The organism is Streptomyces sp. NPDC058375, assembly GCF_042723425.1.
GTDB lineage: Bacteria > Actinomycetota > Actinomycetes > Streptomycetales > Streptomycetaceae > Streptomyces > Streptomyces durocortorensis.
This window is the reverse complement of sequence record NZ_JBHXJG010000196.1, coordinates 1-14,330: the sequence shown is the minus strand read 5'-3', so window position 1 is coordinate 14,330 and position 14,330 is coordinate 1. Positions and strand designations below refer to the sequence as shown.

General features: G+C 72.5%; 15 protein-coding genes and 1 pseudogene. 10 read left to right on the top strand and 6 right to left on the bottom strand.

From position 1 onward, the window contains the following. Together ACFWM7_RS25950 and ACFWM7_RS25945 are read left to right on the top strand one after the other, a co-directional pair. The coding region (locus ACFWM7_RS25950) for a vWA domain-containing protein (RefSeq protein WP_383264626.1) at positions 1–1,018 on the top strand (1,018 nt) is incomplete at its 5' end. Further along, positions 1,015–2,931 carry a hypothetical protein gene (locus tag ACFWM7_RS25945; RefSeq protein ID WP_383264623.1) on the top strand — a complete coding sequence of 639 codons (1,917 nt, stop codon included), beginning with the start codon at positions 1,015–1,017 and terminating at the stop codon, positions 2,929–2,931. The genes ACFWM7_RS25950 and ACFWM7_RS25945, both read left to right, overlap by 4 nt. 20 nt (positions 2,932–2,951) lie before the next feature. Here the strand turns inward: ACFWM7_RS25945 and ACFWM7_RS25940 are convergent, their stop codons facing one another. Next, a complete protein-coding gene (locus ACFWM7_RS25940; protein WP_383264621.1) occupies positions 2,952–3,428 on the bottom strand; it encodes a hypothetical protein in 477 nt (158 codons plus the stop codon). 34 nt (positions 3,429–3,462) lie between these two features. Between ACFWM7_RS25940 and ACFWM7_RS25935 the strand changes: the two are divergent. Continuing rightward, a pseudogene (locus ACFWM7_RS25935) lies at positions 3,463–3,950 on the top strand (enolase C-terminal domain-like protein); the annotation flags it as partial. A 202-nt stretch (positions 3,951–4,152) separates the two neighbouring features. Continuing rightward, positions 4,153–4,797: a ScbR family autoregulator-binding transcription factor gene (locus ACFWM7_RS25930; protein ID WP_383264618.1), complete on the top strand. Its 645-nt coding sequence runs from the start codon at positions 4,153–4,155 to the stop codon at positions 4,795–4,797. 447 nt (positions 4,798–5,244) lie between these two features. Here the strand turns inward: ACFWM7_RS25930 and rpmF are convergent, their stop codons facing one another. The 3 genes from rpmF to ACFWM7_RS25915 form a co-directional block, all read right to left on the bottom strand. Continuing rightward, a complete protein-coding gene (rpmF, locus tag ACFWM7_RS25925; RefSeq protein ID WP_383264615.1) occupies positions 5,245–5,415 on the bottom strand; it encodes a 50S ribosomal protein L32 in 171 nt (56 codons plus the stop codon). A gap of 469 nt (positions 5,416–5,884) precedes the next feature. Continuing rightward, complete coding sequence (locus ACFWM7_RS25920) at positions 5,885–6,586, bottom strand: 2-phosphosulfolactate phosphatase (RefSeq protein ID WP_383264613.1); 702 nt, start codon at positions 6,584–6,586, stop codon at positions 5,885–5,887. A gap of 88 nt (positions 6,587–6,674) precedes the next feature. Further along, positions 6,675–7,550: a LysR substrate-binding domain-containing protein gene (locus tag ACFWM7_RS25915; protein ID WP_383264610.1), complete on the bottom strand. Its 876-nt coding sequence runs from the start codon at positions 7,548–7,550 to the stop codon at positions 6,675–6,677. A gap of 249 nt (positions 7,551–7,799) precedes the next feature. On the opposite strand from ACFWM7_RS25915, the gene ACFWM7_RS25910 reads away from it, so the two are divergent. From ACFWM7_RS25910 to ACFWM7_RS25895, 4 genes are read left to right on the top strand one after another with little or no spacing between them, the layout of a single operon-like run. After that, positions 7,800–8,759 carry an EamA family transporter gene (locus ACFWM7_RS25910; RefSeq protein ID WP_383264608.1) on the top strand — a complete coding sequence of 320 codons (960 nt, stop codon included), beginning with the start codon at positions 7,800–7,802 and terminating at the stop codon, positions 8,757–8,759. Beyond that, entirely contained in the window at positions 8,756–9,001 is a 246-nt protein-coding gene (locus ACFWM7_RS25905; RefSeq protein WP_383264605.1) for a hypothetical protein, read from the top strand. Before ACFWM7_RS25910 ends, ACFWM7_RS25905 begins: the two co-directional genes overlap by 4 nt. Beyond that, positions 8,998–9,636 (top strand): MFS transporter, encoded by a 639-nt coding sequence (locus ACFWM7_RS25900; RefSeq protein ID WP_383264603.1) that lies wholly within the window; start codon positions 8,998–9,000, stop codon positions 9,634–9,636. The genes ACFWM7_RS25905 and ACFWM7_RS25900 overlap by 4 nt, the downstream gene beginning before the upstream one ends. Then, positions 9,624–9,983, top strand: a complete 360-nt coding sequence (locus ACFWM7_RS25895; RefSeq protein WP_383264601.1) for a hypothetical protein — start codon at positions 9,624–9,626, stop codon at positions 9,981–9,983. The genes ACFWM7_RS25900 and ACFWM7_RS25895 overlap by 13 nt, the downstream gene beginning before the upstream one ends. A gap of 193 nt (positions 9,984–10,176) precedes the next feature. Here ACFWM7_RS25895 and ddaH read toward each other — a convergent pair whose 3' ends face one another. Next, positions 10,177–10,989 (bottom strand): dimethylargininase, encoded by an 813-nt coding sequence (ddaH, locus tag ACFWM7_RS25890; RefSeq protein WP_383264599.1) that lies wholly within the window; start codon positions 10,987–10,989, stop codon positions 10,177–10,179. A gap of 17 nt (positions 10,990–11,006) precedes the next feature. Next, positions 11,007–11,951, bottom strand: a complete 945-nt coding sequence (locus ACFWM7_RS25885) for a methionyl-tRNA formyltransferase (RefSeq protein WP_383264596.1) — start codon at positions 11,949–11,951, stop codon at positions 11,007–11,009. A gap of 213 nt (positions 11,952–12,164) precedes the next feature. Between ACFWM7_RS25885 and ACFWM7_RS25880 the strand changes: the two genes are divergently transcribed. Together ACFWM7_RS25880 and ACFWM7_RS25875 are read left to right on the top strand one after the other, a co-directional pair. Further along, the gene (locus ACFWM7_RS25880) at positions 12,165–13,742 is read left to right on the top strand and encodes an amidohydrolase (RefSeq protein ID WP_383264593.1); all 1,578 of its coding nucleotides are present in this window, start codon (positions 12,165–12,167) and stop codon (positions 13,740–13,742) included. Between the two features lie 149 nt (positions 13,743–13,891). Then, positions 13,892–14,065, top strand: a complete 174-nt coding sequence (locus tag ACFWM7_RS25875) for a hypothetical protein (RefSeq protein WP_383264590.1) — start codon at positions 13,892–13,894, stop codon at positions 14,063–14,065. Positions 14,066–14,330: the final 265 nt, after the last annotated feature.

The window sequence follows — 14,330 nt, the reverse complement described above, 5'->3', positions numbered from 1 at the left end:
CTACGGCACGGGGCGCGGCGAGGGTTCCCGCGGCGGCCTCCCCGGTCACGGCGGCTCCGGAGCGGGCGGCGGCCGGGAGCCGTCGTTCGCCGGCGTCCGCGAGTGGTCCGAGGAACTGGCCGCGCTGTTCGGCCCCGGCGTCCGCGAGGAGGTGCTGGCCGCCGCGGCCGGGACAGGGCGGCAGGATGTCCTGGCCGAACTGGACCCGGCGGCAGCCACCCCCTCCGTGGAGCTGCTCCGGACGATCCTGCAGTACGCCGGCGGCCTCCCCGAAGCTCGGCTAGCGGCGCTCCGCCCGCTGGTGCGCCGCCTGGTCGAGGAACTGACCCGACAGCTCGCCACCCGGCTGCGACCCGCGCTCACCGGCACGGCGACGGCCCGGCCCACCCGCCGCCCCGGCGGACGGCTCGACCTGCCCCGCACCCTGCACGCCAATCTGGCCACCGCCCGCCGGATGACCGACGGCACGGTCCAGGTGATCCCCGAGAAGCCGGTCTTCCGCAGTCGTTCCCGCCGTTCGGCCGACTGGCGCCTGATCCTGGCCACCGACGTCTCCGGATCCATGGAGGCCTCCACGATCTGGTCCGCGCTGACCGCCTCCGTGCTCGCCGGGGTGCCGAGCCTGAGCACCCATTTCCTGGCGTTCTCCACGGAGGTCGTCGACCTCACCGGCCATGTGCGCGATCCGCTCTCCCTCCTGCTGGAAGTGAGCGTGGGCGGCGGAACGCACATCGCCGCCGGGCTCCGGCACGCCCGCGGCCTGATCGAGGTGCCCACCCGCACCCTTGTCGTCGTCATCAGCGACTTCGAGGAGGGAGCACCGCTCGGCGGACTGCTGGCCGAGGTGCGGGCCCTGGTGAACACCGGCTGCCACGTCCTCGGGTGCGCGAGCCTCGACGACGCCGGCCGGCCCCGTTACTCGACGGGCGTCGCCGGGCAGCTCGTGGCCGCCGGCATGCCCGTGGCGGCCCTCAGCCCACTCGAACTGGCCCGCTGGATAGGGGAGAAGACCGCATGAACGACGACCGGTTGCCGCCCGTCGCTCCGGAAGTCACGGCCACGCTCGTGGAGGGCCTTTCACCCCGGCTGCGCAAGCGGCTGGACGCGGCGGTCACCAAGCTCGGCGCCCGCCCGACGCGCCGCGAGGGGGACACCGCGACGATCGAGGTCGACGACGAGACCGAGCTGCGCCTGTACGCCCCGACCGGTGTGGTGGCGAAGGCGGAGGACATCACCTGCGGTTGCCTCCTCGCCCCGGCCTGCGTCCACCGCGCGGCCGCCGCCTGCGCCGCGCCCACGGCCGACCCGGCGCCGGACCCCGCCGAACAGCCGGCCGACCCGGCGCCGGACCCCGCCGAACACCCCACCCCACAAGCCCCCGGACCGGCCTCGGCAACAGGCCCGGCCGCCGACCTCGGCGTTGACGCCGCCCCCGACCCCGCCCCCGACCCCACCCCGGGCACCGCGTCCGCGCCGGAGACGGCGAGTCCGGCCCAGCGTGCCGCCGCCGACGCCCTGTGGGCGGCGGGCGCCGCCGTGCTGGAGGCCGGCGTCGACGGGGCCGGGGCCGTCGCTCAGTCGGCCCTCCTGCGCGCCGCGCACACCGCCCGCCTCCGTCACCTGCCGCGAGCCGCGGGCGCCGCACTGTCCGTCGTCACGCTGCTGCGCGCGGCCCGCGCCGGGGATCCGTCCTACCGCACCGCCGAGCTCGTCACGGCCCTGGCCGAACTCCTGGGCACCGCCCGCCGCGTGGGCATGGCGTCCGGGGCGGAGCTGGCCGCAGTCAGGGGCCGCGTGCGCCGCCCCTACAGCCCGGACGGCTCGCTCCGCCTGTACGGCCTGTTCACCGAACCGGTGGTCACCGACTCGGGGCACGGCGGCGTCCGCACCTGGGTCGCCGGAGTCGACGGCCGCCTCTTCACGGTCGGCGATGTGGCGCCCGGCGGCGTGGGGCGCGCCCTCGGCGTGGCCGACCGGGCCGTGCGCCTGGGGGACAGTGCGCTCACCCACCGGGAGCTGGGCCGGGCCGGCCTGGCCGTTTCGGGGGCGACGGTCTCGCCGGACGGCAGACTGGGCGCCGGAAAGGGCGTCAAGGCCGTCACCGCTCGGGGCGCGGCGTGGACGGATCCGCCGCTCGCCGCCCTGTGGGAGACGCCACCGTCCGAACAGGCCGCCCGCGCGCTGCGGTCCGTCTCCCGCTACGCGGACCCGGACGGCGGCGGCAGCGACCTGCTCTTCCTGGACGTCGAACTCCTCGGCGCGGTACGGGAGCCGGGCGGCACCTGCCTGCTCGCGCGGTGCGAGGGAGGCGTCCCCGTGCGGCTCACCGTCGCCGACGACGACCCCGCGCTGGCCCACCGCGACAACCTGGCGCTGCTGGCCGCAGCGCCGGGGGCCCGGCTGAGGATCATCGGCCGCCTGGCCTCCGCCCCCCACCCGCGGCTCACCCTCCTCGCGTGCTCGCATCCCACCGGGGATGGCACGGTCGACCTCGGCCTCGACCGGCTGCGCCGCGCAGACCTTCCGGACCCGGCCGCCCCCGTGCACTTCGCCCCGCCGCAGGCCGCCGGCCCTGGCGCGCAATCACCCCTGTACCTCCTGGAGCGCCGGGTCGAACAGACGGTCCCGGCGGGCCGCGCCGCCCTCGGCATGCTGGGCGACGTCACCGCCGAGACCCGGCGGATCCGCCGCGCCGGTCTTCCCACGGCCGCCGCACTTCTCACCGCCCTGTGCGCCTCGGCGGCCCAGCGCGACCGTGATCTCTTCGGCCGCCTGCTCCCCGCCGACACCGACGGCTTCGCCACCTACTGGCTGTCCGCCGCCCGCTACACGGCCGCCGTGTCCGAATCCCTGTGCTCGGCAGCCTGGAACCCGACACGGGAGGGCCCGGCCGCGGTGTCACCCGTCCCGGTCCACGAGACGGCGGGCTGAGGCGCGAGCCGACGGCTGCATCAAGGCAACGTACGGGATTGGTCGAGAGCGTGAGCCACGGCCATCCCTGTTTCGCGAGCGGTGAGGTAGGGGCGGACATCGTGAGCTCGAGCCCCGTTGTGTACGGAGACGCCGGTGATCCGTCGCCCGAAGGCGGGCGCCAGTTCCTTGACCAGGGCCACCGCGTCGCCGGCGTCGGTGATGTTCGTCCATGCCCTGACCGGCATCGGCCAGCGGGCCGAGTCACTGTGCGGCGTCGGCAGGAGTCTGTCGAAGACCAGCCTGCGCACTCCGAGAGGCGATCCCAGCATGATGAGCGTCAGGTCGCGCCAGCCGGGGTGGGCACAGAGTGCTTCGTACGCCACCACGGATCCCAGGGAATGCGCGATCACCAGTTCCGTACGGTCGCTGACCCGTCCGGCGAACTCGGCCTGAACGGCGACCCGTACGTCGGGCTCGGTGAAATACCGGCGTACCTGGCGGGCCGAGTGCACCATCAGGCTCTCGCTGGTTCCCGCGAAGAACGCGGAGTGGCTCGACGACTTCGGCCTCCTGCTGATCGAACAGCCCCTCGCCGACGACGACATGGTTCAGCACGCCCAGCTCGCCGACCTGCTCCGCACACCTGTCTGCCTGGACGAGTCCATCGAGTCCGCCGCCGACGCCGCAGCGGCCGTCTCGCTGGGCGCCTGCTCGGTCATCAACGTCAAGCGGCCCGCGTCGGCGGCTACCTCGAAGCCCGCCGCATCCACGATCTCGCCCGCGCCCACGGCGTCCCCGTCTGGTGCGGCGGCATGCTGGGGACCGGCATCGGCCGCGCCGCCAACGTCGCCCTCGCGGCGCTCCCCGGCTTCACCCTGCCCGGCGACACCTCGGGCTCCCACCGCCACTACGCCACCGACATCACGGAGCCCTTCGTCCTCGCGGACGGACACCTCGACGTGCCGACAGGTCCGGGACTCGGCGTCGAAGCGCTCCCCGACGTCCTGAAGGAGGTCACCACCTCCACCGAATGGATCACGCTCTGGACAATCCCCAGGTGTGCTGTCCGGCGGATCACGGCGGCGTACGACCGGCCCGGGCACATGGCGGCCTTCCCCGCGGAGACGAGGGAGCGCCTCCCGGGGGAAGGCCGGTCGACCTGAGAACATCCGGCTGAGCCCCGGGAGCGCTCGGGCAGGACCCCGGGTAACGTCGGACGCGGCTGAGGAAGGTGTGGCCATGGTGCAGGATCGCGGGGAGCAGACGGTTCAGCGGATCGTCGAGGCCGCCGGAATCGTGATCGACCGGGAAGGCTACGCGGGTGCGACGACCCCGGCGATCCAGCGCCTGGCCAATGTCTCCCGCAGTGGCTTCTACCACCATTTCGCGTCGAAGGAGGATCTCGGCGACGCGATCCTGGCCCGTCAGCACGCGTACTTCCATCAGGTCTCCGAGCAGATGGCGGCGGGCCCGGCCCCGGAGCTCTGGCTCCAGGCCCTGGTGGACATCAGCCACCACTACACCGCAGGCCTCCTGGAGGACCCTGTCCTGCGCGCGGCTGTACGGCTGTCGATCGAGCCGGGCCCGTACCAGACCGCCGAGAGCTACGCCGGTTCGCTGGGCGCCGTGACCGCCGCTCTCGAATCCGCGGGCGAAGCCGACGAGCTCCAGGACCACGTCGAGCCCGTGGAGGCCGCCCGGACACTCGTCGGCTGCTACAGCGGCGTACAGATGCTGTCCCTCGCCCTGGCCGAGCGGGACGCCCTGCACCAGCAGGTCAGCGCGATGTGGGCGCTCGTGATGCCCGGCATCGCCCGCCCGGACGTCTTCTCCCGGCTGCGCCTGGGCCCGCCGCGCTCCATGGGCACGGCCCGGCCACGGTGATCCGGCGCCCGGCAGGACCTCCACGCCCCGCCCCGCGCCCGTCACCGGCAGCGGGCGCCGAACCCGCAGCAGGGCGCGCGCGCAGACGGCTTCCGCGCCACCATGGAAGCGGCCGAACTGCCGGTGCCCGAAGGGCGGGTGTTGTACGGGGAGTTCAACGATGTTTCGGACAAGGCCCAGTTGATGCGGCTGCTCGACTCCCTCGACGGATCGGTGGAGGAGCCGCCCACGGCGGTCCCGCCGCCGGCGATCTTCAGGCGCTCGGCGCCTTCGAGGCGCTGCGCGAACGCGGCCGTGCCATCCCGGGGGACATGAGCGTCGTCGGTTTCGACTGGCGACCCAGCTGGTCGTCCGGGGCAGCATTGCGCCCCAGGCCTGACGGGCGGGAGCGCATCGCCTTCGGAACCCCTCGTACGCGGAGTGCGCGCGTATGAGAGCGTCGGCGGGTCAGTCCTGCGGACGCAGGAGCCCGCGCTCGTAAGCCTTGACCAGCCGCTGCGGCACATGGTGGACGGTTCCGTCGACCGTGACGGGCACGAGCTGAGGCGTCGTGGCCTTCCACTGGGCGCGGCGGTGACGGGTGTTGCTGCGGGACATTTTCCGCTTGGGGACTGCCATGAGGGACCACCTTCGTTGCTGGCCTCGAACGCTATATGAAAACGATAGTCAATACCAAATGTGACGGCGGCGGGGATGACGGCACGCAGGGTGTGGAGCGTCACGCGGGCCCGGATCTCCACCGATCCGTTGATCTGTAGTCGTCGGACTCGGACGTCGCGCGGCCCGGGCGCACCGGGGGCGTCGGCGCCAATGGGGGTACGCATGGCGGAGGTTCGCGCGGACTTGCTCCGCCCGTTGGCCGAGGCGCTGCGGGCGCGCGCCGCGAAGGCGGGTGCGAAGACCGCCTTCCGCGACGGGCAACGCACCGTGACCTGGGCGCAGTTGGAGCGCCGCACGGCGCGCGTCGCCGGACGGCTGGCGCAGTCGGGCACGCCGACACCACGGACCGGGCGGTCCGCACCTGGGCCGACGGGCTCGGGGGACGTACCGGCTGAATCACGGCCGGGGGATCGGGCACCCCCGGCGATCAGGCCGGAGCCGCCCCGGCCGGTACCGGCACGGCGTACGGGCGCAGGACCATCAGCGAGTCCTCCTGGGTCGCGACCATGGCGAAGGGGAACCGGTCAAGTTCGAGACAGAGGGCGACGTCATCGGGATGGGATCCTTGGCGGACGCCCTCCGTCAGTTCGGCGGCGGCGCGCGACTCCGCGGCGCGGCGCACGAACGCGCTCGCGTCCGCCCCGGACCCGGTGGTCCTTCCCGCGATGTACTGGGCGCACGCCAGATCCTCTTCGGCACGCCCCTCTTCGCCGGTGACCACGAACGTGACGGCGTCACAACCGCGTTGCCGCAGGAGCCCGGCCGTCGCCTCCGCCACCACGAAGCCGGCGCACAGCACCAGCGACGCCTCCTTGACCGCCAGGGCACCCACCGTCCCCGCCGTGGTCTTCTGCACGACGGTACGTCCGCCGAGGTCGACGGAGCGCAGCAGACCCGGTGAGTTGACGGCGTCGAAGCCGGGCGCCGGCGGACCGTCCTTGAGCGCCACCCACTCAGGGTTACGTGCCTTGAGCGCCAGGGCGTCCGCCTGCGACTCGGCGAGGACGATCTTCTCCGCCCCTTTGGCGAAGGCCCAGGCGGCCACGGTGCAGGCCCGCATGACGTCGACGACCACCGCCACGGACGGTGTTCCGGTCAGCTCGGCGATGCCGAGGAATCGAGTCTCCATCCGGTCATGATCGCGTACGTGCGGCCCGAAGCGCCCCGCCGGTGAGGCGGTTCACATCGATGGCCGGCAGCCGTCGACGTAACCACCCTCATTCCTCCTCGATGCCCAACAGCTTGAGGAACGCCGTGGCCGCCGGGGTGCGACTCTCCCGGCCCCAGACCACGTACTCGACGCGGGACGGCGCGTCCGTGACCTCGACCGTGGTCACCCCGGTCAGGCCCGCGACGTACGTGGGCGGCAGCAGGGCCACGCCCAGGCCCGCGCCGACCAACCGGGCCAGGTAGTCGGCGTTGGTCACCTCGAAGGCGACCTCCCGGGTGAGACCGGCGGCGGTGAAGGCGAGATCGGACTGCGCCCGGCCGGCGGTCTTCGCCGGAAGGTCCACGAACACCTCCGAGGACAGCCGGCGAAGGTCGACCGAGGACTCCCCGGCGAGCGGGTGGGCCGGGGAGACCACGGCGATCAGCCGCTCCCGGGCCAACTCCCGCGCCATGACCCCCCGCAGGCGGGCCGCGACCGGGACGCCGAGAAAGGCCACCTCGATCTCGCCCTGCCTGACCTGCTCGACGAGGTCCTCGCTCGCTCCCACGCGGAGGCTCACCCGGGCGTCCGGATGGCGCCGGTGGAAGTCTTTGAGGACGGTGGGCAGATCCACGGCGGCGACGGTGGGGATCAGGCCCACCCTGAGGCGTCCGCGTACCTCCCCGACGGCCGCCGCCACTTCGGCGGTGGCACGGTCCGCCGCGTCCAGGCACTGCCGGGCGGCGGGCAGGAACGCCGCACCCGCCGGGGTCAACCGGACGCGGCGGCTGGTGCGTTCGAAGAGCCTCGCGCCCAGTTCCTTCTCCAGGCGCGCGATTTGGTGGCTGAGCGCGGACTGGACCACCAAACAGCGCTGGGCGGCCCGGGTGAAGTTGTTGGTCTCGGCGACGGCGATCACGTACCGCATCTGCTGGAGCTCCATGGATCCATCGTGAATCGAGATTCATCGCGTGACAAGCATGTGTTGGACTCATGAATGTCTTCGGCCCGAGACTGATGACGACCGCACACGGCAGGAGCCCCCTCGGGTTTGACCCCTTCGGTCGGCCACGCGCCCGGGGCTCCTGTGGCGCGCCCGAAAACGAAGCCTCCGTGATCCCCTCCCCAGCCCCTCCCCGTTTCCTTCCCGACTCCTTCCCGACCCGATCCCCTTCCGGAATTCCGAGGCGAGATGACGAGCAGACAGCACATACGCACCGCGGCCCTGACCGGTCTCGCACCGGCGGTCTGGGGCAGCACCTACCTGGTGGCCACCGAGCTGCTGCCACCGGACCGGCCGCTCCTGGCGACCACCCTGCGGGCCCTGCCCGGTGGGCTGGTGCTGCTGGCCCTCGGCCGCAAGCTTCCGGCCGGCGTCTGGTGGTGGCGCGCGCCGGTCCTGGGCGTCCTGAACATCGGCGCCTTCAACTTCCTGCTCTTCCTCGCCGCCTACCGGCTGCCGGGCGGCATCGCCGCCATGATCATGTCGGCCCAGCCCATGTTCGTCGTGATCCTCGCGGCGATGTTCCTCGGCGACCGGATCGGAGCCCGCCACGCCCTGGCGTGCGCGATGGGCGCCGGGGGAGTGGCGCTGCTCGTCCTCCGGGGCACGGCTTCGCTCGACACCTTCGGTGTCCTCGCCGCGGTCGGCGGTGCCCTGTGCATGGCCCTGGGCATCACGCTGACCAAGCGGTGGGGCCGGCCGGCGGGGGTCGGCCTGCTCACGTTCACCGGGTGGCAGCTCACGGCGGGCGGGCTGGTCCTGCTGCCGTTCTGGCTGACGCTGGAAGACCTGCCCGACGGTCTCACCGGATCCAACGTCATCGGGTTCGCCCACCTCATCACCCTGGGCGCGGTCCTGAGCTACATCGTCTGGTTCCGGGGCATCGAACGCCTGCCCGCCGTCGCGGTCTCGTTCCTCGCGCTGGGCAGCCCCGTCGTGGCGACCCTGCTGGGCTACCTCGTCAAGGACGAGAGGCTGTCCGCCCTCCAACTCGTCGGCATGGCCGTCATTCTCGTGGCGGTCGTCCTCGGCCAGCGCCCGCCACCGGCCCGCGGCCCCGCACCTGCCGACGCCATGACCGCCACGCCCGGACCGGCGCCGCGCGACCTTCGCGAACCGCACCCGACCACTGCCGGAGACACGACATGACCGCTTCGGAAGAGTCGAACCCGCCCGCCGCCTCCCGGGAACCGGTGTCCCCCGCCCGGGGCTGGCTGGGCGTGGCCGCCATCACCGCCAGCCTGTTCGTTTTCCTCACGACCGAACTGATGCCGATCGGCCTGCTCACCCCGATCGGCGAGAGCCTCGGGGTCTCCGTGGGCGCGGTCGGCCTTACGGTCACCGCGCAGGGCGTCGCCGCCGGTCTCGGCGTGCCGTTCATCGTGGCGTGAGCCGGCGCGTCGACCGGCGCCGGCTGCTGACCGCACTGCTCGTGGTCCTGGCGATCGGCAACCTGATCACCTCGATCGCCCCGAACTATCCGCTGATCCTGGGCACCCGCCTGGTCATGGGCTTCGCCAGCGGCGTCTTCTGGGCCATCGGCGTCAGCATGGCGATGCGCATCGTCCCGGAGAAGCACGCCAACCGGGCCGCCGCCGTCGTGATGTCCGGCATCTCGATCGCCACCGTCGTCGGCATCCCGCTCGGCACCCTGCTGGAAAGCGCCGGCGACTGGCGGACCACCTTCCTGATCTGGTCCGCCCTCAGCGCGGCAGTGCTCCTCGCGGTCGCCGTCACGGTCCCGTCGCTGCCGTCGGCCAACGCGGTCACGGTGCGCGAGGTGTTCGGCCTGCCGCTCAGGAACGTGCCGCTGCGCACGGTTCTGATCATGGTCGTGCTCTTCGTCCTCGGCCACTTCGGCGCGTACACGTTCGTCCGGCCGTACCTGGAGGAAGGCGCGTCCGCCACCGTCGGCTTCATCACCGTCGTCCTCATCGTGTTCGGCATCGGCGGCGCGGCCGGCAACTTCATCGGTGGCCGGACGGTCGAACGGGTGCGCGGGGCAGCTTCGTCGTGGGCGGCCTGATCATGATCGCCGCCCTCGTCGCGCTGCTGACCGCCGGCGCGAACGACATCGGCGTGATAGCCGCCATGACCCTGTGGGGCCCGGCCTTCGGTGTCGTGCAGATCGGTCAGATCACCCTGACGCTCTCGGCGGCCCCCGAAGCCTTCGAGGCGGCGATGTCGCTCAACACCATGGCGTACAACACCTGTATCGCTCTCGGAGCCCTCGTCGGAGGCCTGTTCGCCGACCACGCCGGTGTCACGAGCGTCGTCCGGTTCGGCGTCGTCCTGGTGGCCCTCGCCGTGGTCGTCGGCGCCGCCACCGGTGGCCGCGCGACCGGACGCCGCGCGACCGTGCGGGCGAGCTGACCTCGCCGTGAGCGGCGTTCTCGCCGGTAGCGGGCAGGCCGGGCGGGCGGGAGCCGGCGGTCTCTCCCTTGGTCCGCCCCTGGCCATTGTGGACCGGCCCCATGCGCGGCCGCTGAGCCTCAGGCCCGGCCCGCCGGGGACGCGGTGGCGGCCTCCCCACGGAATGTCCGCGGGGAGGCCGTCGGCTCATGCGTCAGGCGTCTCGCCGCAGCTCCAGCGTGCAGCACTTCACGCTGCCGCCCGCCTTGAGGAGCTCCGAGAGGTCCACGCCGATCGGGTTGAACCCGCGCTCCCTCAACTGCCCGGCCAACTCGGTCGCGTTCTGCGGCAGGACCACGTTGTACCCGTCCGACGTCGCGTTCAGCCCGAACACCTCGGCGTCGGCGGAAGCGGCGAGGAGGGCGTCCGGGAACAGCCGCTCCAGCACCGCCCGGCTGCCGGGGGAGAAGGCCGCCGGATAGTAGGCGACCGTCTTCTCGTCGAGCACCGTCAGAGCGGTGTCCAGGTGGTAGTAGTCGGGGTCGACGAGGGTCAGCCCGACCACCGGGCGCCCGAAGAACTCCTGCGCCTCGTCGTGCGAGCGCGGGTCGCTGCGGAACCCGGTGCCCGCCAGCAGCCAGTCGCCGGCCAGGAGATAGTCGCCCTCCCCCTCGTTGACGTGAGCGGCCGTGCGCAGGTCCGGAAAGCCGTTGTCGCGCAGCCAGTGGTGGTAGGCGGGCCCCTCGGTGATGCGCTCGGCGTCGCGGAACCGGGCCACGAGGGCCCGCCCGTCGACGACCGTGGCGCCGTTGGCCGCGAAGACCATGTCGGGCAGACCGGGGACGGGGTCGATCGTGTCGACGGTGTGCCCGAGGTTCAGGTAGACCTCGCGCAGCCGCTCCCACTGGGCGATGGCCAGCGGAGTGTCGACGGGCTTCGTCGGGTCCATCCACGGGTTGATGGAGTAGACCACGTCGAAGTAGGTGGGCCGGCACATGAGGTAGTGCCGGGCACGTGCGGTACGCATGGAGTAGGTCCCGATCGTCAGGGGCGGCCGGTGAGATAGCCGCCCATCGAGGTGAAGTGCTCGGTCGCGGGCAGTTCGCGGCCGTCTTCGGTCCGTACGCGGGTGATCGCCAGGCCGTGGTTGCGGCCGGTGCGGGCGTCGGCTCCGGCGACGATCACGACGCCGTCGCCCTCGCGGTAGAAGACGCGGCCCGGGGTGCCGCCGTAGCGGCCCTCGGACACGACGGCGGAGACGACCTCGAGCCGCTGCCCCCGGTGGTACGTGAAGGCGGCCGGGTACGGGGCCGACTGGGCGCGGACCAGGCGCTCCAGGTCCTCGGCCGGCCAGTTCCAGTCGATGCGGATGTCTTCCTCGGCGCGCTTGTGGAAGAAGCTGGCCTTCGACCGGTCCTGCGGGGTGAACTCGGTCTGCCCGGAGGCGATGAGACCGAGGGCCTCGACGGTGACCGGCGCGATCAGATCGACCGTACGGTGGAAGAGGTCGGTCGTGGTGTCCGTCGGTCCCACGGGCACCGCCCGCTGGACGACGATGTCACCGGCGTCCAGCTCCTCGTCCATCATGTGGGCCGTGACGCCGACCTCCGGCTCGCCGTTGATGAGCGCCCAGATCAGCGGTGAGAAGCCCGCGTAGGCGGGCAGCAGCGAGTCGTGGATGTTGAGCGTGCCGTGGACCGGCAGGTTGTAGATCTCCGGCGGCATCCACGTCCGCCAGTTGTTGGCCACGATGATGTCCGGGGCCACTTCCCGCAGCTGGTCCAGGAGTTCGCCGTCCGGCCGGTTGCGGATGATCACGGGGACGCCGTGCTTCTCCGCGAGATCGGCGACCGAGTCGCTCCAGATCTTCTCGTAGGCGTGCTCGCTCCTGGGATGTGTCACCACGGTCACCACGTCGTGCTCGGAGTCCAGCAGGGCTTGCAGGGTGCGGTGGCCCCAGGTCTGGTAACCGAACATGACGACCCGCATGAAGGTGCCTCCTTGGAAGAGCGATGACCGGCGCTTCAGTAAAGCAAGGCTTACCTAAGAGCACAACGGCCCATGATTCACGGGGAGGTTGACAGCCGATGACGGCTGGAAACACACCCTGTCGTCGACAGGAAGGGGCATGCGGGTTAGCTTGGCCCGGCCCGCTCTCCGGCCGCGTGCCGTGGGTCCGAACGCGACGGGGAGGGATCTCCCATGCTCTGTACGAGGCTGACGAACGCGCGCGTCCTCACGATGGACCCCCGCCACCCCGTCGCCCATGACCTGGGCATCTGGCGGGGACGGATCGTCGGCGTCGACGAGGCCGTGACCTCTCTGCCGGCCCGCGAGATCGTCGACCTGGGCGGGGCGACCGTGCTTCCCGGTTTCATCGACAGCCATGTCCACCTGGCCTGGGCCGGATTGAAGGCCCGTACGCCGAGCGTCGCCCCGTGCGAGCGGGTCGAGGACATCCTCGCCGTCGTGGACGCGGCGGCCCTGCGGCCCGCTCCGCCCGGCGCCTGGGTGGACGTCGCCGGATACGACCAGCGCGCCCTGAGCCGGCATCTGACCGCCGCCGAACTGGACCGGGTCAGCCACGGCCGCAAGGTCTTCCTGATGCACGACTCCGGGCACGCCTGCGTCGTCAACACCGCCGTACTGGACCTGCTGCCGGACGGAACCCCGCACGAGGACGGCTTCCTCGCCGAGAGCGCCATGACCACCGCCCGCCGGCTGCGGCTGCCGTACTCCCAGGAAGAGCTGGCCGACGCGATCGAGCTCGCCGCCCGCGCCTGCCTCGACGAGGGGGTCACCGCCTGCGCCGAGGCGGGCATCGGCGGCGGACTCCTCGGCCACAGCCCCGTCGAACTGGGCGCCTACCAACTGCTCCGGGACCGTGGCCGACTGCCCCTGCGGGTCCAGCTCATGGCTTCCGGCGACACGCTGCGTTCCCGCGCGACGCACGCCGACGACGGGTTCACCCAGGCACTGGACCTCGGCCTGCGCACCGGATTCGGCGACGACCGGCTGTCGCTCGGCGCGCTCAAGATCTACACCGACGGCGGGATGATGGCCCGTACGGCTGCGCTCACCTCCCCGTACGAGGGCACGACCGACAACGTCGGCCGCTTCCAGGACGACCCGGAACGCCTCGCCGCCCTCATCGTCGACGGTCACCTCGCGGGCTGGCAGCTCGCCGTCCACGCCATCGGCGACCGCGCCGCCGACCTCGCCCTGGATGCCCTGGAGCGGGCCCAGAAGCTGCGGCCCCGCCCGGACGCGCGCCACCGCATCGAGCACGCCGGGCTGATCCGGCCCGACCAGCTTCCCCGGTTCGCCGAGCTCGGTGTGAGCGCCGTGGTCCAGCCCACCTTCCTGTACTCCTTCGGCGACGACTACGCCACCGTGATGGGGGAGGAGCGGGCCGGCTGGATGTACCGAGGGCGGGGATTCCTTGACCACGGGGTCACCCTCGTCGGCAGCTCCGACCGACCCGTCACGGACGGCGCACCCCTGCGCGCGATCCAGTTCATGGTCGAACGCGCCTCCGCGTCGGGCCGCCTTGTCGGCCCGGACGAGGCCGTCACCGTCGACGAGGCACTGCGGGCCTACACGGTCGCCGGCGCCCACGCCTGCCACTGGGAGGAAACGGCGGGCGCCCTCTCACCGGGAATGCGAGCCGACCTGGTGGTGCTGGGAGACGACCCGCACCGCGTGGACCCCTCCCGGATCGGGGACATCGAGATCGTCCGGACCTTCGTGGACGGCCGGGACGCCCGTGCCGAGGAGTGACGGCTACCCTCGACGCCATGCGTACGGAGAAGAGGGGGAGCGGGACGGGCGCCGAGTGGGTGACCGTCGTGTCGTACGAGAACCTGCCGGGCCGCCCGCGTCCCCCGGCGGCCCTCCGCGCTTGACTGCGTGACCGCGGCATCGACTGGATGCCCTTCTCCGGGGAGCGGATCCGCTGCGACCTCGCCTGCGGCATCGGTGCTGCCGACGGCCGCCGGCACGGCTGGTACACCGTCCGGGTCGACGCCGACGCGCTGCACGCCCTGGGCCTGCACCCCGATCAGCCCACCGCTGTGATCGCCGGCCCCTCCCCGCCCCGCTAGTGGCACGCCGCCGCCGAGCGCAACGCCGAACGCCGCCCGGGGCGCTGACGGCCCCTCCGCCCGCGGAGTCTCCCAACTCCTGTCACGCCGAGGCTCCTTGAGGGGAGTCGGTCGACTCGGCCGCGCCCTCCCGTCGTCGGGTGGCAGAACAATACGTCGTCCTTTTCGTGTTATTTAGGGTGAATGTGGACATGGGCCCGTAGGTTGGGGAGAAACGCCACCCGAGTGGCGTCCTGTGTCCCCCCGGCCCCGAACCGGCCGGGGC